General features: G+C 71.7%; 27 protein-coding genes. 5 read left to right on the forward strand and 22 right to left on the reverse strand.

Annotated features, from left to right (window positions below; genetic code table 11):
• Nucleotides 1-69: 69 nt before the first annotated feature.
• Nucleotides 70-816 (reverse strand): DUF6544 family protein, encoded by a 747-nt coding sequence (locus amrb99_RS06955; protein WP_190853697.1) that lies wholly within the window; start codon nucleotides 814-816, stop codon nucleotides 70-72.
• A gap of 327 nt (nucleotides 817-1143) precedes the next feature.
• Between amrb99_RS06955 and amrb99_RS06960 the strand changes: the two genes are divergently transcribed.
• Nucleotides 1144-1671, forward strand: coding sequence for a cyclic nucleotide-binding domain-containing protein (locus amrb99_RS06960; RefSeq protein WP_206699837.1), 528 nt, complete (start codon nucleotides 1144-1146; stop codon nucleotides 1669-1671).
• Between the two features lie 230 nt (nucleotides 1672-1901).
• On the opposite strand, the gene amrb99_RS06965 is transcribed toward amrb99_RS06960, so the two are convergent.
• The 10 genes from amrb99_RS06965 to amrb99_RS07010 form a co-directional block, all read right to left on the reverse strand.
• Nucleotides 1902-2204 carry a pyridoxamine 5'-phosphate oxidase family protein gene (locus amrb99_RS06965; protein ID WP_190853699.1) on the reverse strand — a complete coding sequence of 101 codons (303 nt, stop codon included), beginning with the start codon at nucleotides 2202-2204 and terminating at the stop codon, nucleotides 1902-1904.
• On the reverse strand, nucleotides 2201-3100 hold the full coding sequence (locus amrb99_RS06970; protein WP_190853701.1) for a carbamate kinase: 900 nt from the start codon (nucleotides 3098-3100) through the stop codon (nucleotides 2201-2203). The genes amrb99_RS06965 and amrb99_RS06970 overlap by 4 nt, the downstream gene beginning before the upstream one ends.
• On the reverse strand, nucleotides 3097-4035 hold the full coding sequence (argF, locus tag amrb99_RS06975) for an ornithine carbamoyltransferase (RefSeq protein ID WP_190853703.1): 939 nt from the start codon (nucleotides 4033-4035) through the stop codon (nucleotides 3097-3099). The genes amrb99_RS06970 and argF overlap by 4 nt, the downstream gene beginning before the upstream one ends.
• Nucleotides 4032-5240: an arginine deiminase gene (locus tag amrb99_RS06980; protein WP_190853705.1), complete on the reverse strand. Its 1209-nt coding sequence runs from the start codon at nucleotides 5238-5240 to the stop codon at nucleotides 4032-4034. The genes argF and amrb99_RS06980 overlap by 4 nt, the downstream gene beginning before the upstream one ends.
• Nucleotides 5241-5264: 24 nt before the next feature.
• On the reverse strand, nucleotides 5265-6629 hold the full coding sequence (locus amrb99_RS06985; protein ID WP_190853707.1) for an amino acid permease: 1365 nt from the start codon (nucleotides 6627-6629) through the stop codon (nucleotides 5265-5267).
• Nucleotides 6630-6763: 134 nt separating this feature from the next.
• Nucleotides 6764-7003: a hypothetical protein gene (locus amrb99_RS06990; RefSeq protein WP_190853709.1), complete on the reverse strand. Its 240-nt coding sequence runs from the start codon at nucleotides 7001-7003 to the stop codon at nucleotides 6764-6766.
• Nucleotides 7004-7157: 154 nt separating this feature from the next.
• Nucleotides 7158-8804, reverse strand: coding sequence for a hypothetical protein (locus amrb99_RS06995; RefSeq protein ID WP_190853711.1), 1647 nt, complete (start codon nucleotides 8802-8804; stop codon nucleotides 7158-7160).
• A gap of 19 nt (nucleotides 8805-8823) precedes the next feature.
• Nucleotides 8824-9708: an ABC transporter ATP-binding protein gene (locus amrb99_RS07000; RefSeq protein ID WP_190853713.1), complete on the reverse strand. Its 885-nt coding sequence runs from the start codon at nucleotides 9706-9708 to the stop codon at nucleotides 8824-8826.
• Nucleotides 9705-10070: an STAS domain-containing protein gene (locus amrb99_RS07005; RefSeq protein WP_190853715.1), complete on the reverse strand. Its 366-nt coding sequence runs from the start codon at nucleotides 10068-10070 to the stop codon at nucleotides 9705-9707. The genes amrb99_RS07000 and amrb99_RS07005 overlap by 4 nt, the downstream gene beginning before the upstream one ends.
• Before the next feature lie 37 nt (nucleotides 10071-10107).
• Nucleotides 10108-10665 (reverse strand): hypothetical protein, encoded by a 558-nt coding sequence (locus amrb99_RS07010; protein ID WP_190853717.1) that lies wholly within the window; start codon nucleotides 10663-10665, stop codon nucleotides 10108-10110.
• A gap of 634 nt (nucleotides 10666-11299) precedes the next feature.
• Here amrb99_RS07010 and amrb99_RS07015 point away from each other — a divergent pair.
• Nucleotides 11300-11794 (forward strand): flavodoxin domain-containing protein, encoded by a 495-nt coding sequence (locus amrb99_RS07015; protein ID WP_190853719.1) that lies wholly within the window; start codon nucleotides 11300-11302, stop codon nucleotides 11792-11794.
• A gap of 107 nt (nucleotides 11795-11901) precedes the next feature.
• On the opposite strand, the gene amrb99_RS07020 is transcribed toward amrb99_RS07015, so the two are convergent.
• From amrb99_RS07020 to amrb99_RS07070, 10 genes are all read right to left on the reverse strand, one after another.
• Entirely contained in the window at nucleotides 11902-12090 is a 189-nt protein-coding gene (locus amrb99_RS07020) for a hypothetical protein (protein ID WP_190853721.1), read from the reverse strand.
• Between the two features lie 179 nt (nucleotides 12091-12269).
• Nucleotides 12270-13862 carry an NADH-quinone oxidoreductase subunit C gene (locus amrb99_RS07025; RefSeq protein WP_190853722.1) on the reverse strand — a complete coding sequence of 531 codons (1593 nt, stop codon included), beginning with the start codon at nucleotides 13860-13862 and terminating at the stop codon, nucleotides 12270-12272.
• A complete protein-coding gene (locus amrb99_RS07030) occupies nucleotides 13859-15340 on the reverse strand; it encodes a proton-conducting transporter membrane subunit (protein ID WP_190853724.1) in 1482 nt (493 codons plus the stop codon). The genes amrb99_RS07025 and amrb99_RS07030 overlap by 4 nt, the downstream gene beginning before the upstream one ends.
• Nucleotides 15340-16023 carry a hypothetical protein gene (locus amrb99_RS07035; protein ID WP_190853727.1) on the reverse strand — a complete coding sequence of 228 codons (684 nt, stop codon included), beginning with the start codon at nucleotides 16021-16023 and terminating at the stop codon, nucleotides 15340-15342. The genes amrb99_RS07030 and amrb99_RS07035 overlap by 1 nt, the downstream gene beginning before the upstream one ends.
• A complete protein-coding gene (locus tag amrb99_RS07040) occupies nucleotides 16020-16976 on the reverse strand; it encodes an NADH-quinone oxidoreductase subunit H (RefSeq protein ID WP_190853729.1) in 957 nt (318 codons plus the stop codon). Before amrb99_RS07040 ends, amrb99_RS07035 begins: the two co-directional genes overlap by 4 nt.
• Nucleotides 16973-19099, reverse strand: a complete 2127-nt coding sequence (locus amrb99_RS07045; protein WP_190853731.1) for a proton-conducting transporter membrane subunit — start codon at nucleotides 19097-19099, stop codon at nucleotides 16973-16975. The genes amrb99_RS07040 and amrb99_RS07045 overlap by 4 nt, the downstream gene beginning before the upstream one ends.
• On the reverse strand, nucleotides 19096-19581 hold the full coding sequence (locus amrb99_RS07050; protein WP_190853733.1) for an NADH-quinone oxidoreductase subunit NuoB: 486 nt from the start codon (nucleotides 19579-19581) through the stop codon (nucleotides 19096-19098). Before amrb99_RS07050 ends, amrb99_RS07045 begins: the two co-directional genes overlap by 4 nt.
• A gap of 217 nt (nucleotides 19582-19798) precedes the next feature.
• The gene (locus amrb99_RS07055) at nucleotides 19799-20155 is read right to left on the reverse strand and encodes a metalloregulator ArsR/SmtB family transcription factor (RefSeq protein WP_190853976.1); all 357 of its coding nucleotides are present in this window, start codon (nucleotides 20153-20155) and stop codon (nucleotides 19799-19801) included.
• A gap of 959 nt (nucleotides 20156-21114) precedes the next feature.
• Complete coding sequence (locus tag amrb99_RS07065; protein ID WP_190853735.1) at nucleotides 21115-21300, reverse strand: hypothetical protein; 186 nt, start codon at nucleotides 21298-21300, stop codon at nucleotides 21115-21117.
• 427 nt (nucleotides 21301-21727) lie between these two features.
• Complete coding sequence (locus tag amrb99_RS07070) at nucleotides 21728-22612, reverse strand: hypothetical protein (protein WP_190853737.1); 885 nt, start codon at nucleotides 22610-22612, stop codon at nucleotides 21728-21730.
• Between the two features lie 695 nt (nucleotides 22613-23307).
• Here amrb99_RS07070 and amrb99_RS49960 point away from each other — a divergent pair.
• On the forward strand, nucleotides 23308-23769 hold the full coding sequence (locus tag amrb99_RS49960) for a hypothetical protein (RefSeq protein WP_206699839.1): 462 nt from the start codon (nucleotides 23308-23310) through the stop codon (nucleotides 23767-23769).
• An 880-nt stretch (nucleotides 23770-24649) separates the two neighbouring features.
• Here amrb99_RS49960 and amrb99_RS49965 read toward each other — a convergent pair.
• On the reverse strand, nucleotides 24650-25483 hold the full coding sequence (locus amrb99_RS49965) for an ATP-binding protein (RefSeq protein ID WP_241755313.1): 834 nt from the start codon (nucleotides 25481-25483) through the stop codon (nucleotides 24650-24652).
• Between amrb99_RS49965 and amrb99_RS49970 the strand changes: the two genes are divergently transcribed.
• Both amrb99_RS49970 and amrb99_RS07085 read left to right on the forward strand, forming a co-directional pair.
• Nucleotides 25458-25904, forward strand: a complete 447-nt coding sequence (locus amrb99_RS49970) for an MFS transporter (RefSeq protein WP_347256569.1) — start codon at nucleotides 25458-25460, stop codon at nucleotides 25902-25904. The two genes, amrb99_RS49965 and amrb99_RS49970, sit on opposite strands and share 26 nt — an antisense overlap.
• 126 nt (nucleotides 25905-26030) lie before the next feature.
• Complete coding sequence (locus amrb99_RS07085; RefSeq protein WP_190853742.1) at nucleotides 26031-26687, forward strand: CatB-related O-acetyltransferase; 657 nt, start codon at nucleotides 26031-26033, stop codon at nucleotides 26685-26687.
• Nucleotides 26688-26697 lie beyond the last annotated feature (10 nt).

Here is a 26697-nt window from a genome sequence, read left to right on the forward strand (position 1 = left end):
CTCGCCAGCGTCGTCGGGCTTGAACTCCTCTTGGGCCCGCCGGGACGGCGGGCGGGGCCCGCCCGGGACTCACAGGAACTCGGCCCGGTCGAGGGCGAACCTGATGAACTCCTCGCGGTCCCAACGCCCGGTCCCGTACCACCATCCGGCCCGCACATGGGCAGGGACGGTGTAGCCGCCATAGGAAGCCTCCCCGCTGAAACGGGCGCCGAAGACATGCCGCCCGAACGCCCCGCCCTCCGGGGCGCCCCACCGGTCGAGCGTCAGCTCGGTCAGCGCACCCTCCGGCGAGACGGTCACGGTGACCGCGTGCGCTGTGCCGCCGATGATCAGGTCGGCGCGAGCGCGGTCGCCGCTGACCGGAGCCCACGTCACGGTGGGAGACAGCGCCACGGCCGGGGCGAAGACGAACTCGCTCGCCAGCCGTCCCGCGGCGCTGCGGGTGATGTCGGGTCCGGAGGCCGACATGACGGGGACCGCGCCGAGCAGCCGCCAGCGCATCTCCCCGTCGCCGCCGCTGTAGCGGTCGAAACCCCTGACCGGCAGCCCAGCGACCCGGGCGCGGGCGGCCCAGACGAAGCCGTGCGGGGGACGCAGGATCTGGGTCGCGCGGAAGGCCCGCCAGGACCCGAGCCGTATCCGCCCGCGCATGTGCAGCAGCGCAGCGGGCGACAGCGGCGTGCCGGGTCGGATCGCGTGGCCCAGCCAGCGGCGGGCGGGCTCGGGCAGGTACCGGGTGATCTCCGGGTCGAAGGGCGTCCCGGACTCCGGGACCGCCGCGAGGTCCGTCCAGTCGCGCCCCGCCGCTTTCGTCAACCACGCAGGCGGCGGCACCGCACGGGGATGAACCGGAACCGGCTCGGGGCGACTCGTGTCCATCGCGATCCTCCTCCGTCGACGACCGATTACAGGGGACCGTCCGGACGCGTCCGGCGGGCACGGTCGTAGGTCCCTTGCCCCGCGGAGGATGGTCCCGTTCGCCGGGCGCCTTCCGGGGGTGGTCCGGGCGGGTCCTTCGGCCCTGTGCGGTGCCTCCCCGCGGTGGTGTGCTGGTCATGGCGGCGAAGTGGCGTCGTCGATCTCTGATCGGGGCTGGCCCCGCGGACCGTGGAGCGGCCCGCCATGGCGGGGGAGGTGAGCGCGGTGGGCGTACTGACCGGGGAAGAGCTCGCTCATGAGCCGTTCCTGCGGGGCATGAGGAAGGCCGATCTGACAAGGCTCGCGACGGCGGGTCGCCGTGTCACCATCCCGGCCGCGCAGCGGATGTGCGCGGAGGGGCGGCCGGCGGATCGGTTCTGGCTCATCGACGGCGGGACGGTGACGGTCGACCGGCTGCTGCCCGATCGGTGCTCGATCGTCGAGACCCTCGGGCCCGGGTCCGTGCTCGGCTGGTCGTGGCTGTTCCAGCCGCGGCGCTGGGCGCACGGGGCCGTGGCGAGCACGCGTGTCGACGCCATCGAGTTCGATGCCCGGCTGGTGCGGACCCTCTGCGCGGTCGACACGGCCCTCGGGTACGAGCTGACGCGGCGGTTCGCGGAACTCGTCGTCGCGCGCCTCCGCGCCGCCGGGGGATTCGGCGGGACGACAGACCAGGGGAGCGGTACAGCGGTACGTCATGTGCGAACACTGCGGATGCCAGGCCATAGAGTCGATCAAGCGGCTGACCCATGAGCACGATCTCGTCGTCGACCTGATCGGTGAGGTGCGTTCCGCCGGCCGCGCGGTGGACCAGGGCCCCCGGCGAGGGCCGTCGGCTTCCCCGACCACTTCGAGGCTCTCGTGCACGAGCACCGCCTCGTCGGGGCCGCGCTCTCCGAGGCGGCCCGAGCGGTGGAGCCGGGCGCGGAGCAGCGGCTGCTGGTTCTTCGTCCGGCTCACCCCCGAGAAGATCCGGGCGGCGCCTATCCCGCCCGGCCGCTGATCTCCTCGATCGCCTCCCACCGCGTGACGATGACGCTCCACGCGGTCCGCAGTGCCGGTTCGAGGTCGTCGGCCTCGAAGGTCAGGGGGCGTCCCGCCTGGACCGCGTCCATCTTGGCGCCGGGCGCCGTGGCGAACACCACCGCGGTGCCGTCCATGACGAAGTTCACCGGCAGGACGGAGGCGGTGCCGTCGTCCCCGGCCCACGCGATCCGGCCGACCGCGGCGCCGCGCAGCAACGTCAGGCAGGCGCCGGTGTCGAGAGTCTGGAGTCGGGTGGTCATGGCGCCTCGATTCTGGTGCCCGCGCCGCCCGCGAGCAGGGCGGGCGCGTCGGCGAGGGAGCCGATGACCGCGACGGCGCCGGGCCGGTGCTCGGCGAAGCCGCAGGCCGCCTCCGCCTTCGGCCCCATGGAGCCGCTCGGCAGATCCATCGCGCGCAGCCGGTCAGGGGTGATGGCGCGGATGGGACGGGCGTTCACGGTGCCGTGGTCGCGCATCACGGCGGGGACGTCGGTGAGCAGCATCAGCGTGTCCGCCTTCAGGCGCTCCGCGAGGAGGGCGGCGGTGAGGTCCTTGTCGACGACGGCCTCGACGCCGTGGTGGTCGGGGTCGACCGGGACGCCGCCGCCACCGGCCGCGATGACCACGCAGCCGCCGTCGACGAGCCGCCGCATGGTCGGAAGCTCCAGGATGTCGCGCGGTTCGGGGGAGGGGACGACCCTTCGCCACATGCGGCCGTCCTGCCGCATCGCCCAGCCCCGGTCCTCCCGCATCCGCCTGGCCTCGGCCGGCGGGTAGCCGCGGCCGATGAACTTGGTCGGGTTCCGGAAGGCGGGGTCGGCCGGGTCGACCAGGGTCTCGGTCAGCAGGGCGACGACCTCGCGGCCGGGAAGGGCGCGGCGCAGTTCCCGGATCAGCCAGTAGCCGATCATGCCCTGCGTCGCGGCGCCGAGGACGTCGAGCGGGTACGGCGCGGACAGCTCGGGGTCGGCGGCGCTCTCGATCGCCAGCAGCCCGACCTGCGGGCCGTTCCCGTGCGTGACGATCAGCTCGTTGCCGCCGGCCAGCGCCGCGAGGCCGCGGACGGCCTCGCGGACGTGGGCGATCTGGACGGCGGCGTCCAGGGGTTCCCCGCGCCGTAGCAGCGCGTTGCCTCCGAGCGCGGCGACGATCCTCATCGGTGTCCTTCCAGCCGGTCGGTCAGGAGGGCGTAGAGGACGGCCTGGGCGGCGGGAAGCCGGTTGGCGGCCTGCCGGAAGGCCAGCGACCGGCCGCCGTCGATGACAGCGGCGGCGACCTCCTCGCCGCGGTGGGCGGGCAGGCAGTGCATGAACACGGCGTCCTCGGCGGCGCGGTCCATGAGGTACTGGTTCACCTGGTAGGCGGCGAGCACGTCCTTGCGGTGCCTGCGTTCGTCCTCGGAGTCGCCCATGGACAGCCAGACGTCGGTGTAGACCACGCTCGCGCCGCTGACGGCCGCGACGGGGTCCTGCGTCACCATGATGCTTCCGCCGCGCCGACGGGCTTCGGCCTCGGCGGACGCGATGGTCTCGCCGGTGGGCAGGTAGCCGTCGGGGGCCGCGATGGCGATGTCCATGCCGGCGAGCGTCGCGGCCTCGATCAGGCTGCGGGCGACGTTGTTGCCGCCGTCGCCGACGTAGGCGATCCGGTGGCCGCGCAGGTCGCCGAAGTGCTCCTGGATGGTCAGCAGGTCGGCGACGGCCTGAAGCGGGTGATGGCCGTCGGTCAGCGCGTTGATCACCGGTATCGGAGCGGCGGCGGCCAGGTCCGCGACGTCGGCGTCGGCGAAGGTGCGGATGACGACGGCGGCGGCGTAGGAGCCCATGACGCGCGCGGTGTCGCCGATGGTCTCCCCGCGCCGCAGCTGCAGCTCGTCCGGGCCGACCGTGACGGGGGTGCCGCCGAGGCGCGTGACCGCCGCCGCCGTGGACAGCCGGGTCCGGGTGGACGGTTTGGCGAAGTACATCGGGACGATCCGCCCGGTGAGCAGGCCGGGTTCGGCGGCGGGCTCGTCCTGGAACCCGGCGGCCAGCTTCAGCAGCAGGGACAGGTCGTCGGCGCTCAGGTCGGCGACGCGCAGCAGGTCCTTCACGGGGTCACCTCGTCGCGGTGGAGGGGGCAGGTCATGCAGCGGGGGCCGCCGCGGCCGCGGCCGAGCTCGCCGCCCGGGATGGTGACGACCTCGATGCCGTGGCGGCGGAGCATGGTGTTGGTGGTGACGTTGCGCTCGTAGGCGACGACGACGCCCGGCTCGACGGCCAGGACGTTGTTCCCGTCGTCCCACTGCTCGCGCTCGGCCGCGCGGACGTCCTGTTCGGCGGTCAGGACGTGGACGTGGGCGAGGTCCAGGGCGCGGGCGATCGCGGGGAACAGCGCCTCGTTCTCGTGCACCGCGACTTCGCCCGCGCGCCCCGGCGTCAGGGTGTAGGAGCGCAGCGGAGGCAGTTCGGGGTAGACGGTGAAGACGTCCTTGCCGACCATCGTCATGACGGTGTCCAGGTGCATGAACGCCCGCCGGCGCGGCAGCCGGGCGGCGATGACGCGTTCGGCGGCTCCGGCGGCGAACAGGCGCTGGGCGAGCAACTCGATGGCCTGCGGGGCGGTCCGCTCGCTCATGCCGATCAGGACGAGGCCGTTGCCGAGGACATGGACGTCGCCGCCCTCGATCGTGGGGAGGGTGAAGTCCGCGCCGGGGTACCAGACGGTCGGGGGCCGCTCGGCGAACATCGGGTGGAACCGGTAGATCGCGCTGAGGTGCAGGGTCTCGCGTCGGCGGGCGGGCTTGGCCATCGGATGCAGCGTCACCCCGCCGTACACCCACGCGGACGGGTCCCGGGTGAACAGGTGGTTCGGCAGCGGCGGCAGGACGAAGTCGCCGTCGTCGAGCGAGGCGAGCAGCAGGCTGTGGACGGCCAGGCCCATCTCCGCCTTCGTCAGGCCGCCGACGAGGTGCCGGGCGAGGGTGTCGGGGTCCATGCCGTCGAGCGCGGCCCGGACGGGGCCGGCCAGCGTCGGGCCGAGCGCGGTCTCGGACGCGGTGTGGTCGAGCACGTGCGCCCGTGCCTGCTCGATCTTGAGGGTCTCGGCCAGCAGTTCGCCGAGGTAGTGGACCTGGACGCCGCGCTCGCGCAGGGTGTCGGCGAACACGTCGTGCTCCTGGCGGGCGCGCTTGGCCCAGAGCACCTCGTCGAAGAGCAGGTCGTCCTTGTTGTCGGGGGTGAGGCGGAGGAGTTCGAGGTCGGGGCGGTGCAGCAGCACCTGGCGCAGCCGCCCGACCTCGGAGGAAACGGTGAACACAGAGACGTCCTTTCAGGGGGCGGGTCAGGCGGCCTTGGCGGGCGACTCGGGCCCGCTGCCCACGGCCTTGATCGGGGTGCGGTTCTCGCGGTACTTCAGCCAGGCGTAGACGGGCATCCCCGCGAAGATCAGCAGGGTGCCCTTGTAGACGACCTCGTACCCGGCGCCGGCGATCGCCCAGACCGAGTACCCGAACGCCAGCAGCGCGATCACCGCGTCGCGGGCGAGACGGCGCCCGGAGAACGCGGCGCGGTCGGTGGCCAGCAGGACCAGCTCGGCGGCGGCCGCGTAGGCGTAGGGGATGACGGTGGTGAGGGTGGCCAGCAGGATGATGAAGGTGAACTGGTCGACCAGGCTGCTGTTGTAGTTCATGACCATCAGCACGGTGACCAGGACGCTGGACACCACGAGCCCGGCGACGGGGGTCCCGCCGCGTCCGGTGCGGGCGAAGAAGCGGGGGAACAGCCCGTCGCGCGCAGCCGCGTAGGGCACCTGCCCCTGCAGCAGGATCCAGCCGTTCAGCGCGCCGAACGCGCTGATCGCGGCGCCCGCCGCCACCAGGTCGGCCGCCCAGCCGCCGAACGCGGCGTCCGCGGCGTCCGCGAACGGCGCCGTCGAGGTCGCCAGTGCCGCCGCGGGGACGAGGCCGAGGACGGCGACGGTGCCGAGGATGTAGATGAGTGCGGTGACGACGGTGCCGGCCATGGTGGCGCGGGGGATCGTCCTCTCGGGGTCCTCCACGTCCTCGGCGGGGACGGTCGCCGACTCCAGGCCGATGAACGACCACAGGGTCAGTGCCGCGGCGGCGGTCACCGCCGAGAAGGCACTGGTCCCGCTGGCGTTGAACGGACCGAAGTTGGCGGACTCGACGAAGAACAGCCCGCCGACCGCGATCAGCAGCAGCGGCACCAGCTTCACCGCGGTCGTCACGACCTGGACGAGCCCGCCCTGCCGGACGCCGTAGGAGTTGACCGCGGTCAGCGCCCAGATCGCTGCCAGCCCCACGCCGGCGGCCAGGGGCTTGTCCGTGCCGAGCGCGTGCCAGAAGTGCGCGAGGTACCCGACGAACGCCACCGCGATCGCCGCGTTCCCGGCCCACACCGCGATCCAGTAGCCCCACGCGGTCTGGAACCCGACGAAGTCGCCGAACGCCCGCCGCGCGTAGGCGTACGGCCCGCCGGTCTCCGGGTAGGCGCGCGCCAGCCGCGCGAACACCAACGCCAGCAGGACGGCGCCGGCGGCCGTGAAGACCCAGGCGACCAGGGAGACGGGACCGTACTTGGCCAGCGAGCTCGGCAGCAGGAAGACGCCGGATCCGATCATGTTGCCCACGACCAGGGCCGAGGCCATCCATGGCCCCAGTCTCCGGCGGACGGGTTGCGTGCGCATGAGCGCCTCCTCGATGAGCGGCCCGCGTGCCGCGCCATCAGCTGATCACCGGCCGGCCCGGGCGCGCGCCGGGCATCGGTCCCGCGCACGCGCGGACCAAAGTCCCGAACGGGCCGAGACCATCGGCCCCCGGATCACCGGCTCCGGCCCCGGGCGCGCCGCCGCCGGTCGCCGCGCGGGCGGTCCGCGCGCGGCGCCGGCTGCCGGGCGCGGTGGCGGCCCGCGAGCTGCCCTCCGGGCGGCCGGTGCCAGGAAAGCGGGAGGATGCCGAGAGGGGCCTGCGGCTGATCGGGCTGGTGGGCCTGTACGACCCGCCGCACCTCCAGGTGGCCGCCGTGGTCCGCCGCTGCAACGACGCGGACCTGCGCGTCCACGTCGTCACCGGCGACAACGGGTCCACGGCGTCGACCATGGTGCTGACCGACGAGCCCGCCCCGCCCGTTGAACGTTTACTCGAACAAGTGCAGCAGTCGGTGTTCAGCAGCCGGCGACCGGACGGGCTCAGAGGAGCGTGCTGGGGGCTTGGGGTCAGGAGAGCTGGAGGTCTCGGCGCTGGAAGAGGACGCATGCCAGCGCGCAGAGCGCCCCCGCCAGGGCGACCGTGATGACGACCGTGAGGGCGTCCGGGGATTCGGTGGGCGCCGAGGCCATGTAGTGGAAGAACGAAGCCCTCCTCAGCCAGTGGGTGCCGGGTTCCAGCGAGCCCAGCATGTCCGCGAGCAGGGAGCCGATGACGGCGGCGTAGACGGCGACGCCGGCGGCGCGGGGCGCCAGGGCGAGCACGCAGGCGCCGATGCCGAGGACGAGGAGGGACGTCGGCACGAGGTTCAGGCCGGTGACGACCATCGAGCCGAACCCGACGCCGGTGCCGCGCATCGCGGCGCCGAGCCAGGCACCGACGCCGGAGAGCAGCCCCGCGGTCGTGATCGCGGCGCCGGTAAGGGCGAGCCTGCCGACGAGCACGGAGATCCGGGACGCGGGACCGGCCAGGACGTGGGCCGTCCGGCCGGAGGTCTCCTCCGCCGCCATCGCGGCGAGCTGGCCGGCGGGGATCAGGGCGACGATTGCGGCGACGAACAGGAACGCGACGCTCAGGTAGCGGTCGACCAGGGCGCCCTGTGGCGTGAACTTGTCCAGGGCGTTCGCCAGGGATCGGGTCGAGGTGTCGGTGACGACCTTGGCGAGGCTGCCCAGCGAGAGGGCGGCCGCGCCCGCGCCGGCGCACCATGCGGCCAGCGTGGGAAGTTCCAGCCGCGCGGCGAGGGCGGTGGGGGAGCCGAGACCGGACAGCCGTGGAGGCGCCGTGTCGCGCGACGCCAGGAGCCCGGCCCCCGTGTCGCGGCGGGCCGACAGCCCGATCGCCGCGGCCGTCAGGGCGATCGCCGCGGTGGCGGCCGGCAGGAGCGGGAGCAGGGCGTCGCGGGTGAACGGGCGGAGCAGCTCGGACCACCCGAACGGGGTCAGCCACAGCAGCCAGTGCATGTGGGGGCCGCTGTCGCCGAGCATGCGCAGGACGAACAGCACGGCGAACGCACCGAACCCCATCCCGGCCGCGCCGCGCCGTGTCGCGGCGAGCTGCGAGGTGAACGCGCCGATGGCGGCGAACAGCACGGGGTTGATCACCAGGCTCAGCCCGTACAGCAGCGTCGAGCCCGTGCCGAACTCCAGCCGCGAGTCGCGGCCCGCGAGCAGCAGGACGGCGACCGCCCCCGTGAAGACGATCCCGACGGCGGCCATGAGCCCCGCCAGCGTGGCGGCGGTGGCGCGGACGGGGGTGGTCCGGCCGGAGAGGAGCATCTGCCGGCGGCCGGCGTCCTCTTCGCCGCGCAGCAGGCGCGTGGCGGCGAGCAGCGCCCAGATGGCGCCGATCGTGGTGAGGAAGACGAAGTTCTTGTAGACGGTGTAGCCGCCGACCGTCCCGATGTCGGCCACGGGGCCGAGGAGGACCGCGAACCCGCTGTCCCGCCCGGTCGTGGACGCGATGGCCTGACGCTCGGCCGACGTCGGATAGGTGCCGGCGTAGGTGACCGCCGAAGCCGCGGCGGAACCTCCGAACACCAGCGCCCACGCCGTGGCGGCGACCCACGTCCTCCTCAGCGCGCTGCGGGCGATGGCGGGCTCGGCGGCGCCGCTGCGGCTCGCGTGGACGGCGAGCGGTGTCAATGCGTCCTGCATCTCGTCTCCTCGGCGCCGGTCAGCCGGCCGTGCCGTACTGGGCGATGAACAGCTCCTCCAGGGAGGGCTCGCGGGTCGTCAGCTTCTCCAGCCCCGCGGTGGCGAGGGCGTGGAGCAGCGGGCGCATGGGCCCGGACACGTCGCATTCGACGAGGCGTCCGTCGACGGCGACGTTCCGGATGCCCGGAACGGCGGACAGGTCGGGGACGGCGGAGTCGAGGCGCGCCCGGACGTGGGTCGCCGCGAGCCTGCGCAGGACCTCCAGCGAGCCGGTCTCCGCGATGCGGCCGGCCCGCAGCATCGCCACGCGGTCGCACACGGCCTCGACCTCGCTGAGGATGTGCGACGACAGCAGCACGGTCTGCCCCCGGTCCCGGGCCTCCCGCACGCACTGCCGGAACACCTGTTCCATGAGCGGGTCGAGGCCGGTCGTCGGCTCGTCCAGGACCAGCAGCCGCGGCCGGGCCGCGAACGCCGCGACGAGCAGGACCTTCTGGCGGTTGCCGTGGCTGTAGGAGCGGACCTTCTTGTCGACGTCGAGCTCGAAGCGGCGGACGAGCTCGGCGCGGTAGGGCTCGTCCACCGAACCGTGGACCGTGTTCAGGAAGTGCAGCGTCTCCGCGCCCGTCAGGGACGGCCAGAGGTTCGCCTCGCTCGGCACGTAGGCGAGGTCCCGATGGATCTCCCGGGCCGCGCTCCGGACGTCCAGCCCGAAGATCGTCGCGGAACCCGAGGTCGGGCGGATGAAGCCGAGGAGGAGGCCGACGGTCGTGGACTTGCCGGCGCCGTTCGGCCCCAGGTACCCGAACACCTCGCCCTGCTCGACCTCCAGGTCGAGCGCGTCGAGCGCCGTCGTCCGCCCGTAGCGCTTGGTGAGCCCCCGGGTCTCGATCACCGTGGTCATACCGGCCGCCCGCTTCCGGTCCGCTCGCCCGCGGGAAAGCGCCGGTCGAGGCCGGTGACGCGCAGGATCGTGCGCAGCAGCGGCTGGGCGCCGGTCAGCGTCAGGCCGCCGCCGCGCCGCACCGCGATCTCGTCGGCGGCGACCAGTGCCCCCAGCCCGGTCGCGTCGCAGAACCTCAGGTCGCGGGCGTCGATCTCGACCCGCGGTGAGCCCGTCTCGACGATCTCGGTCAGGAGGTCCTCCAGGCGGGCGGCCGTGAGGATGTCGAGCTCTCCGGCCACGATGACGCATCGGGGCGGCCCGGGCCGGACCGTGGTGCGCAGCTGTGCGGACGGCGTGGGCCATCCGGTCGTCGTGTTCATGCGAATCGTCTCCTGTCCCGCTCGCCGAGCGGCCGTCTCAAGCCTCCGGTGAGAGGCGGAGCCGACTCCAGGGACCAAGGTCCCGTGCGCTTCCGTGGAAGTCCGGGTCTTCCGGAGCGCCGGCCGCTTCAGACGCCCCCGATGCGGCGAGGCCGGCCGGGGCGGGGCGGGGGACCACCGGCCGCGGCGCCGCCTCGCTCCCGAGCTGCAGCAGCATGGAGGTCACCAGGCTGTCGAGCCAGGACAGGGTGCCCGAGCACGCGATCCGCGTGTCGGCCGGTCCGGGACGTTCGCCCAGCGCCGGGATCAGCCGGTGCGCCTCCTCGGCCAGCGGCGCCGACACCGACGCCAGGATCTCCCCTCGCACCTGGTCGAAGAGCCGGCCGATCCGGCGGCTCTCCGCGTCGTCGTGGCGGCCGGCGTGCACCTCACGGTCGAGCATCGTGAGCCGGCGCCAGGCGCGCAGCAGCCGCGCCGGTGCGATCACCTTGGCGCCGGTGCGCCGCGCCTCCTCGGGCCCGCCGATGAGGATGACGATCTGCGTGGTGGGCGGCTGGGCCGTGCCCGCCGTCTCTCTCACGAGGCCTTCGCTCATGGGTTCCTCGCCCCCTCGGCCGGAAGTGCCTCTCTCATCTCCATTGCAGTCCGCGGAGCGGTTAAGGGACAGGGCCATAGGACCCCCGTGGGTCAGGGCGACCTTCGGCCTCAGACGACCCCTTGAGCGACCGTGGCGGGGCGCACGTCCGCGCGGGCGGCGCCGTTCCCGGGACGCTCCGCGCGGAGCGCGTCCAGGACCGCGCCGTCGTCGGCGGTCTCCTTCTCCATCAGCAGGGACGCCAGCCGATCGAGCGCCGGCCGGTGGGCGAGCAGGGGCGGGAGGTGAGCCTGGTCCCGCCGGCGAGTCTCCCGTCGACGCCGCCTTCTTCGTCGATGCCGACCGTTTTCACCTGGCCGGCGTCGACCTTGGCGGAGAAGGCGGTGTAGGGCAGCTCGCGCGCCTGGCGCTGCGGCGTGCGCCGCCACCCCGGAGCCGGGTGCGGCGCCGGGGAGGGCGAGGGCGTGGGCGGCGGTGGATCCTGCGTGCGAGCCCGGCGGGGACGTAGGCACCGGCGAAGCAGGGACCTTCGTCCCCTGCGCGCGGGTCCGCGCCTGTCCACGCTGGAGCTGTCGGCGAGCACCGACCGACTCTGCCGAGGCGGCGCACGCCGCGACTGGTGAGGAGAGAGAACATGAAGGTCCTGGTGGCGTACGCCTCCGAACGCGGGGGCACCGCGGAGATCGCCGAGTGGATCGGCGCCGAACTGCTCCGCACGGGAGTGGACGCGGAGGTCAGCCCGGCCGGGGACGTCACGACGCTCGACGGCTTCGGCGCCGTCGTCCTCGGCGGCGCCCTTTATGCCGGGCGCTGGCATCGGGAGGCGCGCCATTTCGTCCGCCACCACGCCGGAGCCCTGGCCGAGCGGCCCGTGTGGCTGTTCAGCAGCGGGCCCCTCGACCGCTCGGCGGACGAAGGCGGGCTCGATCCGGTGCCGGGCGTGGCGAAGCTCGCCCGCCGCGTCGGCGCGCGGGGGCACACCACCTTCGGCGGCCGGCTCGACCCCGGCGCCCGCGGCTTCCTGGCCGAGAGGATCGCCAAGCGGGCGGGCGGTGACCACCGCGATCGCGACCGCGTCCGCGCGTGGACGGACGGCATCGCCGCGGACCTGCGGGCGGTGAGCGCATGAACGGCATGTCGTCGGGAGCGACGGATCCGAGCAGAGCCTGCTCGCCTTGACTGGGCGGCGGACGAGGCGGTCCGCCGAAACGCGCCGATGCGGAGCCCTCTACGTCATCACACCGTGGCCGTTCGACGTGTCCGTCGATCCCCGCGCGCCGCTACCTCGCGGGGCGCGGGATCCAGACCACCGGGCTGGGAGAGGTCGAACACGAGTTGGTCGCTGGGCCGGCGGTGCACCTGCTGGATGTAGGTGCCCAAGTCGTCCGCCATCGCCGCGCTGACGTATCCGGTCACGATGATCACTGTGACGCCCTCGACGGGGTGGCGATGCGACAGCTGAGATGAGCTCACCCTCGTGCCTTTCGTCCGGAGCACCGGAGGCGACCTCCCGTCCCCATCGGGCGGCCGGAGGACGGATGCAGCATTCGTCCGTACCCACCATGCCAAAGCCGACCTGCCCCCGCAGCCCGTGTTGCCTACGTTCACAGGTCATTGCCGGCGTACGAGAGGTTGAAGCTCTTGTTGACCAGCGGGAAGTCGGGGACGATCGCGCCGGTCAGCGCGACCGGTAGGGCGGGCCAGTTGAAGAACGAGGGGTCGACGATCTTGGTGCGGGTGAGGGTGCCGCCGGGGGCGAGCTCGACGCGGTGGACGATGGTGCCGCGCCATCCTTCGACGATGCCGACGCCGGATGCCGGCTCGGTTCGCGGGGTGAGCGGCGGCCAGGAGGACGCCGCGCCTGGGGACATGCCGTAGGTGAGGTCGTCGATGACGGCGATCGAGGTGGTGATCTCGCGAGTGCGGATCTGGAAGCGGGCCAGGACGTCGCCGGTGGCGGCGGTGGGGACGGTCAGCGCCGGCTGCAGGTCGGTCATGGGGTGGTCGCGGCGGGCGTCGGTGTCGATGCCGCTGGCGCGCGCGATGTAACCGAGGGCGCCCAGGTCGCGGGCGGCTTGGGCGGTGAGCGGGGCGGTGCCGGTGAAGCGGTCGGCGACGACGGTGTGGCCGAGTGCCAGGTCGACGAGTTCGGTGATGTCGGCCTCGAGCGCTCGCAGCGCCTGCGGGTCGGGGATGACGCGCACGATGGCGCCGCCCAGGACGATCCCGCCGCGCAGCAGCCGGTGTCCGGTGGTCAGGGCATTGAGGCGCAGGAGCTGCTCGCGGACGCGGCCGAACTGGGCGTTGAGGACGGAGTGGCCGACGTCGTTGCACAGGGCGCCCAGGTCGGTGACGTGGTTGTAGAGCCGTTCGAGTTCCAGCAGGGTCGCCCGCATGCGCTGCGCGTCCGGGGAGACCTGCAGGCCGAGGGCGTCTTCGACGGCCAGGCAGAAGGCCAGGGTGTGGCCGACGGTGGTGTCGCCGCTGACGCGTTCGGCGATCGGCAGGGCGGCGGCGGGGGATTTTCCGTGGAACAGCTTCTCCAGGCCTTTGTGGACGTACCACAGGCGGGCCTTCAGTTTGAGGATGGTCTCGCCGACGACCGAGAACCGGAAGTGGCCGGGTTCGATCATTCCGGCGTGCACGGGCCCGACCGGGATCTCATAGACCCCGGGGCCTTCGACCTGGACGAACGGGTAGGGGCCCTCCGGGTCGCCGAACGGGGGCGGCGCGCCGGCGTCGTCGCGCATCGGGTACCAGCCGCGGGGCCAGTGGTGGTGGCGGACCAGGCGGCGCGGGAGCGGGTGGTTTTGCGGGACGATTCCGTACAGATCGTGCATTTCGCGTTCGAACCGGCCGGCGGGGAAGCTGAGGCGGGCCAGGCTCGGCAGCACCGGGTCGGCCGGGTCGAGCCGCACGTGCAGTTCGGTACGGCGCTCGGGCTCGTTCTGGCCGTGTCTCGCCTTGGTGAACAGGTAGACCACGCGCAGGGTGTCGGGGTCCTGGTGAGCCGCGGTCAGGGCCAGCCGGAACCCGTCGCCCAGCAGCGCGGCGGCGCGGCCGGGCAGTACGCGGGCGTCGACGTCGGCTCTCACCCGTTCGGGCTGATGCGTCGACGGATCGACCGGTGGACCCTCGGTCCGGCCGCGGGCCTGGCCGGGGTGCGGGTCGGGCGGGTTGTCGTCAGGCGAGTTCATCGGTGTGCTTCCAGGATCGCGGCCGCGTGGTCCAGCAGAGAATGCAGCGGCCAGACGGTGATGCCGACCGCGGCGCAGGCCACCAGCCCCACAACGAGAGCCGCTGCGGCCGCCGCGGCCGGGCGGAAGTGGACGGTGGCGGCGCCGGGGCCGGACTTGGGGGCGCCGAGCAGCATCCGGCCGGTCCGGGCGGCCAGGGACGCGGTGATGAGCAGCAGCAACCCCAGGGCGGCAGCGACGGCCCAGCCGAGTCCTGCGTTGAAGCCGGCGCGGAAGATGCCGATCTCGCTGGCGAACAGGCTGAACGGCGGGAAGCCGAGCAGTGCCACAACGGCCGCGCCGAACCCGCCGGCCACCAGAGGGGCGCGGGTGGCCAGTCCGCGGGCGGCGTCGATCCGGCTGCCGCCGACGGCCTGCTGGATCTGACCCGACGCCAGGAACGCCACGGATTTGGCCAGCCCGTGCCCGAGGACGTGCAGCAGCACCGCGGCGACGGCGAGTCGCGACCCGATCGCGGCGCCGAGAGCCAGCAGGCCCATGTGCTCCATGCTGGAGTAGGCGAGCATCCGCTTGTAGTCGCGTTGGGCGAGCAGCAGCGCCGCGGCCAACATGAGCGAGGCCAGCGCGGTGATCAGCAGCAGCACCCGGACGAACCCGGCGCCGAGCGCGAGGTCGGCGATCACCTTCACTCGCAGCACGGCGTAGAAGGCCACCGACAGCAGCACTCCCGACATCAGCGCGGAGACCGGTGCGGGCGCCTGGCTGTGCGCGTCGGGCAGCCAGGCGTGCAGCGGGGCCAGGCCCGCCTTGGCGCCGAATCCCAGCACCAGCAGCGCGACGGCGATCCGCGTGACGCCGTGATCCAGTTGCCGGGCGTGGGCGGTGAGCTGGGTGAAGTCCAGCGATCCGGAGGAGGGCACCTGGGCATGCTGGGCGGCGAAGTGCAGCAGCGCGATGCCCAGGAACGCCAGCGCGATACCGGTGGAGCAGATCACCACGTATTTCCAGGCGGCCTCGGTGGCGTTGCGGGTGCGGCGGTGCCCGACCAGGAACGCCGTCAAGATCGTGGTGGCCTCGACCGCGACCCACAGCACGCCGAGACTCGCGGCCAGCACGCCCAGCGCCATCGCCGCGACGAACGCCTGGGTGAGGACGCCGTAGCGGCGCATGTCGCGGCCGGTGGCATGTCCAGCGGCCTTTTCGGCGGCCAGGTATCCGGGGCTGGCGAGCATGGCCAGCAGCGCTACCGCGCCGATGACGACCAGCATGAACGCGCTCAACGCGTCCGCCCGCAGTAGCCCACCCAGGCCGGTACGCGGACGGCCGGCGCCCCAGGCGGCGAGCACGATCCCAGATGCCAGCACGAGGGCCGCGGCGACGGCGCCCAGCCAGGCCGTGGAGCGCCGCCATCCCAGCGCCGCGTAGGCGCCTGCGGCAACGATCGGTGCCCCGATCGGGACGATCAACATCACGGTCATCAGTCCCGCAACTCCCGCAAGTCGTCCAGATCGGTATCGCCGAACGCGGCCCGGATCCGGGCCGTCAGCACCTGCAGCACCAGCACCGCCAGCAGCACGTCCAGAGAGACGCCGCCCTCCACGATCAGCGGCACCCCCGAGGTGGTCAGGAACGCCACCGCGGTGATGCCGTTGTCGACCAGCAGGAACCCCACCACCTGAGACAGCGCCCGCCGCCTGGTCACCAGGGCGAAGAACCCGATCAGCACCACGGTCAACGCGACCGGGACCGCGTGCGCAGCCGGTGAGGGATCCAGCGCCACCACCGGACGGGTCACCGCGTAGGCCACCAGCGCCAGCAGCGCCGCGACCACCAGAGAGGTAGCCACATTCACCAGCGGCTTACTCTCCCGGTTCGCACCCCCCGCAGGACCGGCCGCACCACCGCTCGCAGCCAGAGCACGCCGCAGCAGCCAGGGCAGCAGCACCGCGCGCAGCAGCCCGATCCCCACCGCAAGGCCGATCACTTCGGCGTCGCCCTTGTGAACGCCGAGGACGGCGACCAGCGCGCCCAGCGCGGCGCCCTGAACGGCGAACAGCCGCACGATCGCGGCGAGGTCGCGTCGCCACAGCACCAGCACGCCCGCGAGCAGGAACGCGCCGCACGCCAGGTCCAGAAGCTGCACATACAGCGTGTGGTTCACGTGCCCGCCAGGAAGAAGGAAGCGGCGACGGCCAGCAGGGCCAGGACGAAGGAGCCGGCCAGCAGTTCGGGCACCCGGAACATGCGCAGCTTGGCCATGAACACCTCACCGGCGGCCAGCACGCCGCCCAGTACCGCGACCTTCACCGCGTAGGCCGCCACCGCGAGCGGCAGCATCACCATCGACGCTCCGGCGATGCCCCAGGGCACGAACAGGTTCGCGACCAGGCCGAGCAGGAGCGTCAGCCGCGCCGCCGACGCCCACTCCACCATCGCCAGGTCCGGGCCCGCGTACTCCAGCACCATCGCCTCGTGGATCATCGTCAGCTCCAGATGCGTGGCGGGATTGTCGACCGGGATCCGTCCGGTCTCGGCGATGGTCACCACCGCCAGCGCAATCGCGGCGAGCAGGCTCACGGGCGAGATCACCCGCTGCGGTTCGTGCAGCGTCGAGGTGACGATCGCGCCCAGGTTGGTGGAGCCGACCCGCACCGACAGCGCGAACACCGACACCAGGATGGTGGGTTCCACCAGCGCCATCACCGTCATCTCGCGGCTGGCGCCCATTCCACCGAAGGCGGTACCGGTGTCGAGCCCGGCCAGCGCGAGCGCCACCGTGCCCAGCGCCAGCAGCGCCGTCACCGCGAACAGGTCCGCGGCGCCGTCCAGCGGCGACGCCGTCGTGGCGATCGGGATCACCGCGGCGATCACCAGCGCCGTCCCGGCCAGCAGCAGCGGCGCCACCCGGAACACCAGGCCCGTCCCGTCCGGCGTGATCGGCTGCTTGCGCATCAGCTTGCGCAGATCCCGCCACGGCTGCAGCACACCGGCCCCGGCGCGTCCCTCCGAACGGGCCCGAATCTGCCGCATCAGGCCCACCAGCAGCGGCGCCCCGGCCCCCACCAGCACCACTTGCGCGGCCGCGCCGACCGAACCGGCGACCGTCACGCTCATCGCAGCACCGCCAAAGCGATCAGCACGCCGGTGAAGGCGGAGAAGCCGTACCCGACGTAGCGGTGGACACTGCCGTTGGCCAGCGGCCGGGCCGCCCGTCCCGCCCACGCCACCGCGGCCAGCACCGGCCGGTACAGCCGGTGCTCGACCCGGTCGCCCACCCGCGCCCGGTAGGTCACGCTGTCCACCAGATACGCCGACTCGGCCACCGGTGTGACGTCCACATCGGTCTCGGGGGCCAGCACGTCGTCGAACACCCGCTGCAACGGCTCGGCGAACGAGGTCGCGGTGTACTCCGTCCGCGCCGACATCGGCCCCGCCCCGCAATCCCACAGCCGCGCCCGCCTCCGCGCGAGACGTTCGGTACGCCGCGAGGCGGCGCCGCGCAGCACGGCGGTCAGCGCGACCATCGCCACCAGCAACGCGCCGACGATCAGCAGCGGGGACATCGTGCTCGGCAACCCCGCCACATGCAGCGTCCCCGCATCCGCCACCGGACCGGTCACCGCCTTGTACCCCGCCTTGTGCCCTGGCACCGCCACCGCCACCGCACGCGACAGCCCGCCGGCCACCGGGCCAGGGACCAGCGCCAGCCCGGTGCAGCAGACCGCGGCCACCACCATGCCCGTCACCATCGACGGCGGACTCTCGTGAGCGCGTCCGGCCGCAGGCGTGCGCGGACGGGCCAGAAAACCCACCCCGAAAGCCTTGACGAACGTCGCGATCGCCAGCCCCGCCGACAACGCCACCACCGCCACCGCCACCGGCATCGTGACCGCGGCGAGGGTCCCTCCCGACGGCAGGGCGTGAATCAGGCTCTGCAACAGCAGCCATTCGGAGACGAACCCGTTGCCCGGCGGCAGCGCCGACGCCATCAACGCCCCCACCCCGAACAGCGCCGTCGTCGCCGGCATCGGCGACCGCAACCCGCCGAGCGCGTCCAAATCGCGTGTCCCGGTGGCGTGCAGCACCGATCCCGCCGCCAAGAAAAGCAACGTCTTGAACCCCGCATGGTTGACCACATGCAGCAGCGCGGCGGTCAATGCCAGCGCAGCCAGCGCACCCGCGCCCGAGGACCCCAAGAACCCGCAGGCGCCGACACCGATCAGCACCAACCCCATGTTCTCGCAGGTCGAGTACGCCAGCAGACGCTTGATATCGGTGGCCACCGCCGCCTGCAAGATGCCGTACAGCGCCGAGACCGCGCCCGCCGCCAGCACCAGCAGCCACCACCAGGCCGGTCCGCCGCCTAGCAGGTCCAACCCGACCCGCACGATCCCGTACACGCCCAGATTCACCATCGCCGCGCTCATCAACGCCGACACATGGCTCGGCGCCTCCGGGTGAGCGCGCGGCAGCCATACGTGCAACGGCACGATGCCCGCCTTGGAGGCGAACCCGGCGAAGGTCGCCACGAACACCGCCCCGCGAACCGCCGGCGACAGGCCGGCGGAGGCCGCCCGTATGGCGGCGAACGTCTCGCCGTGCGCCTCGGCCGCGAACGCCGCCAGTCCCGCGAGGATGACCACCAAGCCCAGATGCGTCATCACCGCGTACCACAGCCCGGCCTCGGCCACCGCCGCCCGCCGCCGATGCTCGGCCGCCACCAGCAGCAGCGAGGCCAGCGCCATCAGCTCCCACGCCACCAGGAACGTGCTCACGCTCGCCGCAGCGGGCACCAGCAGCATCGCCGCCACGAACAGCGGCACCATCACCTGAGCGACCCGGCCGTCCACCCCGAGACCACCCGAGCCGTGGCCAGCAGCTTCATGACCAGCAGCTTCATGACCAGCAGCTTCATGACCAGCAGGGTGGCGGCGGGTGTACCCGACGCCGTACACCGCCGCGCACACCGCGACCGCGCCCGTGACCGCCAGGAACACTCCGCTCAGCGGATCGACCGCCAACCGCACCCCCGCCAGGGGCAGCACGTCCGGGAGCCATATACCCCAGGAGTGGCCCGCCATCGCCGCCGCCCCCGCCACCATCGCGGCCGCACCGGCGGCGCCCGTTCCCACACCAACGGTGATGCGGCGGGCTCGCCGCGGCAGCACCGTCCCTGCCGCGGCGGCGAGCGCACTGGACCCCATCGCCACACCGAACGCGGCACCCGTCAGGCTCATCGGCCGGTGAGTCCCCGAAGCGCCGCCACGATCGCCTCCGGCTCCGGGGGGCAACCACGCATCTCGACATCCACCGGAACCACGTCCCCCACCGCGCCGGCCACCCCGTACGCCTCGGCGAACACCCCGCAGTTGCGGGCACAATCACCGACCGCCACCACGACCTTCGGCTCCGGCACGGCCTCATAGGTGCGGCGCAACGCCACCTCCATGTTGCGGGTCACCGGCCCGGTCACCATCAGCGCATCGGCATGCCGCGGCGAGGCCACCTGCCGGGCCCCGTACCGCTCCGCGTCATACACCGGCCCGAACGCCGAGGCGATCTCCACCTCGCACCCGTTGCACGACCCCGCATCAACATGCCGGACCTGCACGGAACCGCCCAGAGCACGGGTTCCGGCCGACAAGGCCGCCTCAGGGCGGTCGGGCCGATCCTCGGCCACCCGGCCGGTCTTGAGGATCTTGCGCAGCAGATCTTTCACGAACTTCCTCTGTATGAGAGCCCGAAAGGGGGCCGACCATCAGGAAGACTACAGCCTTGCGCAATTGCCAATGTTGGCAACTGTGCAGCAAGCTGCTCCGTGGGTCGGGAGCGGCGGCGCCACTAGCTCTGCGAGATGCCGCTTTGAAGCCGAGGAGGGCTCAGCGAGGCGATTGCGGCTCGTCCTACCGGAGCCCCCTCGGTGTCACACGGAGACCCTAGGCCTGCTCGGATCCCTCGGAGCCGACACCGGCCGCCCGCAGATCGTCCAAGAGCTCCGCTTGCCCCGACAGCACCCCGGTCAGGATCGCCCGGGCGACCGCCAGCAACTCCGCCACACGCGGGCTGGTCAACGAATAGATCACCGTCGACCCTTCCTTGCGCGACACCACCAGACCGGCCCGCCGCAGCACCGCCAGCTGCTGAGACAGGTGCGCCGGCTCGATCCCCACCTCGGGAAGCATCTCCGACACCGCGTGGTCGCGCTCGCTGAGCAGTTCCAGCACCCGGATCCGGGCCGGGTGCCCCAGCGTCTTGAAGAACTCTGCTTTCAACTGGTAAAGCGGCGCGCTCACACTGCCCATCTCCCTTCACCGCTCCAAGACGGCGGCGCCAGGTGCCCCGGTCCAGCATGCTCACCGGCCCGCCGCCGGCGCTCAGCAGTTCGTTCCCGCCATCAAGGCCGATCCTCAGACATCCGCCCGCCCAAGCGCCAACGTACGTCTTGACGCGCGAGCCTCAACGGAAGTGAGCCTGAACGAGCGCGCAGTCTACAGGGCATCATCGAGCTGACTACATAGGCAATTGCTGAGATTGGCAATCACGAGAGGCGGGACGACCCAGCTCGCAACGATGACCGCGTCGGACCTGGCACCAGGGCGGTGTTGAGCAAAGATCCGGTGCGGCCGAAGCCCCGGAGCTCCAGGCCTCCTGGCTCTTCCTGGCCGGTGGTCGTGCAGGACCGAACCCTTTGCCTTGGGCTGTGCAGGGCGCGGTCATACGAGGAGGCGGCACGGGCTGCGACCGACCGCGGCGGCGACACCGACACCGTCGCGGCGGGCATCGGCGCCCGCGTCGGCACCTGCTACGGTCTCGACGCGATCCCGAACGGCTGGACCGACCCGCTCCACGTCCGCTCGCCTGGCTACGGTGACGGTGTCTTGCGGCCACTGGAACTCCTCGACCTCGCACATCGCCTTATGACCTGATCGGGTCCTGCTGCGGACGGTGGTCGAGTGACAGCCGATCTCGGTGGCCGACCTCGTTGATCGTCAGGACATGAGAGAACTCGGTGCGTGACGCGGTGCTCATGGCATGATCGGGTTCGACGCGGCCGGCTTGATCTCCGCCGCGACGCACCCGCCGTTCCGACGCTGGCTACTGGATGTCGCGCGGCACGATTTGTGCAGGCCGCGGCGTGGTAGATCGATCGGAAGCGGTCGAAGCCGAACGGCGCGACGCATCCGCCGGCCATGTCGACCTCGGCGCCGGACCGGCAGCCGTGGACCAGCCGCCCGCCCAGGGCGACGTGCGCCTAGACCTGCTCCACCCTGCGCGGCTCGTTGAACCACGAGCCGCGGTACAGCTCGTCGATCATCTCGGCCTCGGCGGTGGTGAGACCGAAGACGACCTTGGCGGCTTCGCCGAACATCCAGGCGGGGCCGACGTTGGTGATCTCGCCGGACAGCTCGACGCGGTTGAGCGCCATCATCGTGCCCATCTCGACCCCGGCCGCGCAGGTGGGCGGTGCTGACGCCCATGCGCTGCAGCGACGGGTCCGCCAGGTGCTCGGGGCGGAACAGCCAGGAGTACACCGCGTACGCCGTCGTCAACACCTCCGCCCGGGTCGGTGGTGAGGCGGCCGTGCCGGCGGATGTAGTCCAGGGCCTGCTCCGGTCTCGCGGGACTCCAGCAGGTCGGTGCGGACGCTCTTCCAGTGGGTGCAGTTCGTTCTCAGGAACTCTCTCACCTGCATAGACGCGCGGTTCTGCGGTTCGGTTGCTGGCTTTCGCCGGTGCTGCGCAGGGATCGATACCAGCAGGAGCGCACGTTGTCGGCCACCGTGTCCGCCGGTCTGAGGGACGGGCGCCGGAGGTCAAGGGGGCGCATTTCTCGCTGGCCCGTGAGGGCACGATCGTCAACAGGGCTCAGTGGCGGTGGGCGCGGTCGTTGAGCGAGCGGTACTCCGCCGTGGTCATTCCCGACGACTCGATTCGGGAGAGCAGGTGGTCCACGCGGCGCTCCAGGTCGGGACCGGGCTCGAGTTCGAAGATCGTGGGTGAGGTGAGGGCGCGGGCTCTGATGTGCTCGCGCAGTACGGCGACCTGGTCCTCGGGCACCAGGAGCCTGCCCTCTTTGTTGATGAAGGCGGTGATCTCCTCGGGGGAGGCGTCCGGGCGCAGGCCGCGAGGCCACGCGCCGGCCTCGGCCAGGCGCTCCCGGTTGGACCACAGGACCTCGGCGGCCTTCTGTGCAGGGTTGGGGGCGATACCCGGTTCGGGTCTTTCCAGCAGGGCGATGAGGTCGCGCCCGTAGGCGTTGAGGGTGCCGGGAGAGAGCCTTTCCTCGTAGATCCCGCGCGTCTTGACCGAGATGAAGGAGTGCCCCGTAGACAGGTCGAGGAGCACGTGGTTCGGCTTGATCCTGTTCAGGTCGATCACTGTCCGGCCCTCAGAACGCAGGATCGCAGCGGCGCTGGCCTCCCCGCCGGCGCCGATGCTTTTCCGCAGATCTCCTGCCATGGCGTGTTCCACCACGGCGACGTGCTCGGGAGAGAGAGCCCGCCGGATCCGTTCGGTGGCGGCGCGTTCGGCGGCCATCTCCGCGAACGCCTCGGGATCGACGAAGTCGATCGGATCCACGAGCGGTTCCTCGAGCATCTTCTCTCCTGCACGGAGCACGTGCCCCTGCCGGTCGAGGACCTGCCAGAACCCATTCGAGTCGTACCGGTAGCCGATGATGTCGCCGGTCTGCGCGTCGAAGATCTTGTGGAAGAAGGCGTTGCCCTCGATCTTCTGCTCGAACTCCGTCATCTGGAAGTCCGGCGACGGGGCAGGGAGAAGCCCTTCTTTCATTGCCGCGCGGTTGAGCGCGTGCCGGAGGTTCTCCTCGGCGGGGCCGTCCGGTGCGGAGTAGGCTTGCGCCTGGTCGTGGCCCTCCGGGGGGTGTCCGGGGCGGCGCTTCCGAGTGAGCCCGTGGCTCTGGCGGGGACGTCACATGCGCGCCGGAGGATTTGTGGTCGTGCTCATGGGACGGGGCGGGTTTCGGCGGCTTCTTGGCCGGACGCACCGTGATCGTGTCGTCGTCGAAGACGATGACGGGTTCGAGATCAGGATCGACGGCCACCTCATAGTCGGAACCGCCGTAGGGAGTCGCCAACTCGCCGTTCCGGCCCGCCCCTTCACTGCCTTTGAGGTCCAGCTTCGCCCAGGCTTTCTCGCCTTTCTCCATGTAATCCTCGATGCGTGCCTTGAGGTGCGAGTCCCGGTAGCGGTCCAGCAGGGTCTGCTCGAGGCCCTTCTGCTGGAGGTCGGCGAAGAACTGCCGTGTCCGGGACCTGGGTGGGGTTTCTGCCCGCTCGGTCCCGTCGGAGCTCTCGCCGCCGGTGGAGACGGCCTCACCCGCCGATCGCATGGAAGAAGGATCCGCTGCCGGCCCGGACACGCCACTTGGTGCAGCATCGACGACCGGCCCGGCCGCCGGAGGCGGGTCCGCCGCGTCGAAGGAGGTGGCGGTCGACGCCGCAGCTCTTTCGGCGGCGCTCGCCTCCCCGCTGCTGAAGGAGGATGCGACCTGGCTCAGCAACGAGCCGAACCAACTCGAGCTCTCGGTGCCCTGCGCAGCGGCGCCACCACCGCTCATGTCCTGCGCGCAGGTATCGAACCCGGTCGGAGGGCTCGCCGAGAACGTCTCGGATGAGGATGCGGGTGGTTGGCTGAAGGTTTCGGCCGAGGAGACCGGTGAAGGGTCCGAGAAACTCGGTGCCGAGAAGGAATCGCTGGAGGAGTCCATGCCGAATTCGTGCATCCGTGCCCCCTTGGCTCGATGCCGTGTACGGGTGGAACGATGGTGTCAAACGCGGCGGAGGGCGCTCTCTGCGGATAGATCCCTTTCTCAGAGTAGAACGCCCTCCGCCGCGTCCGGGTTCCCGGTCGCTCCCGAAGAAGGACGGCGTGGCCGGGATCTTTGAGGCCGGGGCTACCGCCGAGGAACCGTTCCCCGGCGGATCGAGGCCGGAATGCTTCGGTGAGGCGTCTCATCCTCCTGGACTGGAGCCCGATCGTCGGGATTGGTCCAGATATGACCCTCGTCGATCGCCTGGGCCAACGCGGTCTCCGCCATCCGCCGCTGCTTGTACGACCGCTCCGCTGACACCCCCGGCTCGGCTGCGTACTCCCGCAACGTCCGCCCATCGAGCCAAGTCGCATGGATCAACCGCCCCGCCGGACTAAGGACCCCGGTCGCACGGCCTCGGTCAGCGCGACGAGAGGTTCACCGCAGACCATTGCGGGAACGTCGGCGACCTCCGCCTCAGAACAGAGCGTCTTCCGCAGTTCGCCCACGAGCCCGTAGAGCGCCCTTACGCGCCCACAGCAGCAGCCGTGGCGCGCTATGCGCGGAGGGTGCAACTCGTTCTCAGAGACTCTCTCACCCGCACAGAGGCGCAGTTTCGCCGTTCGGTTGCCGACTCTCGTCTCCAAATCGACATTGGCTCTCCTTGGGCCACTGGGCGCGGCGGTGGCTCGCCGCTGGCCGAGTCGGCAGGCCCCATCCGCCTTTCTCGCGGAACCCTCCCTCCTCTCCTTGCCGTTGCGTCCGTTGGTGCCCTCCGAGCCGCGCCGGGGCGCAGGGGCCGGACAGAGACCCCCGAGCGCGGTCCGGAGGCGTCTTTGTGAGGGCCACTCCTCGGTCCCAACTCCTGGACGTTGTTTTCGGCCATCGCCCGGATGGTCTTGATGGAGTCAGGCAACAGGCCGTGCTGCACCATCGCCTGCTCGTAAGCACCATGGGCGATCTCCAGAGCGGCCGGGACCGAGATCAGGGTTTCGCCTGCGACGATCGCGGAGCTGTCAGACATACGGGGGTACCTCCACAACGGTGAAGACCCATTTGCCGCCGTCAACCGGACGCCAGCCGGAGTGGGCGGCGAGCGCCTCCACGATGAGCAGTCCACGCCCGGTCCCGGCATAGCGGTTCGGAAACTTGCGGTACGGCGGCGCCAGGACGGGGTCCCAGACCTCGATGGTGAGCGTGCCGGGGATCTCTTCGCAGATCCGCACTCTGAACTTCTCGTGTCGCGCCTGGCTGACCGCGTTCGTCACCAGCTCCGACACCACCAACTCAACGTCCACGGTCTGGGCGTCGGTCAGCCCCCACACGATCAACGCTGCCTGGGGCAGTTCATGGTGCTGCTCGACAACACGATCCTCGGTGCGGCGCTGCCCGACATGCAGCAGCGGCTGCACACCCAGCTGACGGGGCTGCAATGGATCGTCGACGCCTACGTGCTGCTGGTCGCCATGCTGTTGCTGTCCGGCGGCGTTTTCGCCGACCGCTTCGGCCGCAAGAAGCTGTTCCTGGCCGGTGTCGTGGTGTTCACCGCCGTGTCCGTGGTGTGCTCGGCCGCGCCCACGATCGGCTGGCTGATCGCCGGGCGTGTGCTGCAGGGCATCGGGGACGCGGCGCGGAGCTCGGCCTCGCTGAGCCTGCTCACCGCCGCGTATCCGGTTTCGCAGGAGCGGGTCAGGGCGATCGGGCTGTGGGCCGGACTCAGCCGTCATTCTCGCCGCCTTCGAGGTGGTCGAAGGGCGGGGCTCGGCACCGATGCTGCCCTTGCGGCTCTTCCGGCAACGGCTGTTCACGGTCTCCGACACCGCGATGATCGTTGTCGGTTCCGCGCTCATGGGCTCGTTCTTCTTCTCCCAGTTCTTCGTCTACGTCCAGGGCGGCTCGATCCTGCGAGCCGGGGTTCAGACCCTGCCCGCCACGCTCGCGATGGTCGTCGTCAGCCCGTTCGCGGGACGGCTCGCCGCCCGGTACGGCTTCCGGATCATGGTCACCCTCGGGCTGACGCCGGCCGGGCTGGGACTGCTGGCCCTGGGCTTCGTGCACGCCGACACCGGCTACACGAACGTGTGGCGGCTGGCTGTCGTCGGCATCGGTTTCGCCCTGGCCATGTCTCCGCTGACCGGCGCCGCCATCCAGTCGGTCAGCCCGCAGGAGGGCGGCCTGGCGTCGGGCGTCAGCAGCACCACCCGGCAGATCGGCGCGGTCCTCGGGGCCGTCGTCCGCGCCCGGCAGTCCGGCGGCGCCTCCTTCGAGTAGGGGCTCGAACAGCGCCTTCGTCGTGCCGAGCAGTGGATCAACAGTCTGGACTGTGAGAACATGCTAAAGCGACGCATGTCGCAATAGTGACGCCTGCCGGCCAGACCGAGAGGAACCATTTCCACGATGCCCCCCGTACCGGCCGACCCGACCGTCCTGCATCCCATGCCGGAACAGCCCCGGGTGGTGCTGCTCAAGCCGCTGGTGAAGTCCCCGCTGATCGAGGTCGGTGAGTTCTCCTACTACGACGACCCGGACGACCCCACCGCGTTCGAGACCCGCAACGTGCTTTACCACTACGGGCCCGAGCGGCTCGTCCTCGGGAAGTTCTGCGCACTGGGCACGGGCACGCGTTTCATCATGAACGGCGCCAACCACCGCATGGACGGTCCGTCCACGTTCCCCTTCCCCACCATGGGCGGCTCCTGGGCCGAGCACTTCGACCTGCTCACCGGACTGCCGAACCCCGGCGACACCGTGGTGGGCAACGACGTGTGGTTCGGCAACGGCGCGACCGTGATGCCCGGTGTCCGGATCGGGCACGGGGCCATCATCGCGACCGGTGCGGTGGTCACGCGTGATGTGCCCGACTACGGCATCGTCGGCGGCAACCCGGCCAAGCTCCTGCGCCGCCGCTACCCCGACGAGGACATCGACCGCCTCCTGGCACTGGCCTGGTGGGACTGGCCACTGCCACACATCACCGAGCATCTGCGCACGATCATGTCCGGCAGCATCGAGGACCTGGAGAAGGCAGCCCCCACGCCGCCTCGCAAGCGCTGACCTGTCCTCC

Origin of the sequence: Actinomadura sp. RB99 (assembly GCF_014706005.1) — a bacterium.
In the GTDB taxonomy this organism is placed as follows: Bacteria; Actinomycetota; Actinomycetes; order Streptosporangiales; family Streptosporangiaceae; genus Spirillospora.

What these genes read in the sequence shown, in the direction of transcription:
- amrb99_RS07040 (WP_190853729.1), bottom strand. Translation starts at nt 16,976, where the DNA reads ATGAGCGTGACGGTCGCCGGTTCGGTCGGCGCGGCCGCGCAAGTGGTG.
- amrb99_RS49970 (WP_347256569.1), top strand. Translation starts at nt 25,458, where the DNA reads ATGATCGTTGTCGGTTCCGCGCTCATGGGCTCGTTCTTCTTCTCCCAG.
- amrb99_RS07030 (WP_190853724.1), bottom strand. Translation starts at nt 15,340, where the DNA reads ATGACCGTGATGTTGATCGTCCCGATCGGGGCACCGATCGTTGCCGCA.
- amrb99_RS07070 (WP_190853737.1), bottom strand. Translation starts at nt 22,612, where the DNA reads ATGACGGAGTTCGAGCAGAAGATCGAGGGCAACGCCTTCTTCCACAAG.
- amrb99_RS07010 (WP_190853717.1), bottom strand. Translation starts at nt 10,665, where the DNA reads ATGAGCGAAGGCCTCGTGAGAGAGACGGCGGGCACGGCCCAGCCGCCC.
- amrb99_RS06985 (WP_190853707.1), bottom strand. Translation starts at nt 6,629, where the DNA reads ATGCGCACGCAACCCGTCCGCCGGAGACTGGGGCCATGGATGGCCTCG.
- amrb99_RS07025 (WP_190853722.1), bottom strand. Translation starts at nt 13,862, where the DNA reads ATGAACTCGCCTGACGACAACCCGCCCGACCCGCACCCCGGCCAGGCC.
- amrb99_RS06995 (WP_190853711.1), bottom strand. Translation starts at nt 8,804, where the DNA reads ATGCAGGACGCATTGACACCGCTCGCCGTCCACGCGAGCCGCAGCGGC.
- amrb99_RS07000 (WP_190853713.1), bottom strand. Translation starts at nt 9,708, where the DNA reads ATGACCACGGTGATCGAGACCCGGGGGCTCACCAAGCGCTACGGGCGG.
- amrb99_RS07045 (WP_190853731.1), bottom strand. Translation starts at nt 19,099, where the DNA reads ATGAGCCTGACGGGTGCCGCGTTCGGTGTGGCGATGGGGTCCAGTGCG.
- amrb99_RS07085 (WP_190853742.1), top strand. Translation starts at nt 26,031, where the DNA reads ATGCCCCCCGTACCGGCCGACCCGACCGTCCTGCATCCCATGCCGGAA.
- amrb99_RS49965 (WP_241755313.1), bottom strand. Translation starts at nt 25,483, where the DNA reads ATGAGCGCGGAACCGACAACGATCATCGCGGTGTCGGAGACCGTGAAC.
- amrb99_RS06965 (WP_190853699.1), bottom strand. Translation starts at nt 2,204, where the DNA reads ATGACCACCCGACTCCAGACTCTCGACACCGGCGCCTGCCTGACGTTG.
- amrb99_RS07005 (WP_190853715.1), bottom strand. Translation starts at nt 10,070, where the DNA reads ATGAACACGACGACCGGATGGCCCACGCCGTCCGCACAGCTGCGCACC.
- amrb99_RS07015 (WP_190853719.1), top strand. Translation starts at nt 11,300, where the DNA reads ATGAAGGTCCTGGTGGCGTACGCCTCCGAACGCGGGGGCACCGCGGAG.
- amrb99_RS07065 (WP_190853735.1), bottom strand. Translation starts at nt 21,300, where the DNA reads ATGGGCACGATGATGGCGCTCAACCGCGTCGAGCTGTCCGGCGAGATC.
- amrb99_RS06970 (WP_190853701.1), bottom strand. Translation starts at nt 3,100, where the DNA reads ATGAGGATCGTCGCCGCGCTCGGAGGCAACGCGCTGCTACGGCGCGGG.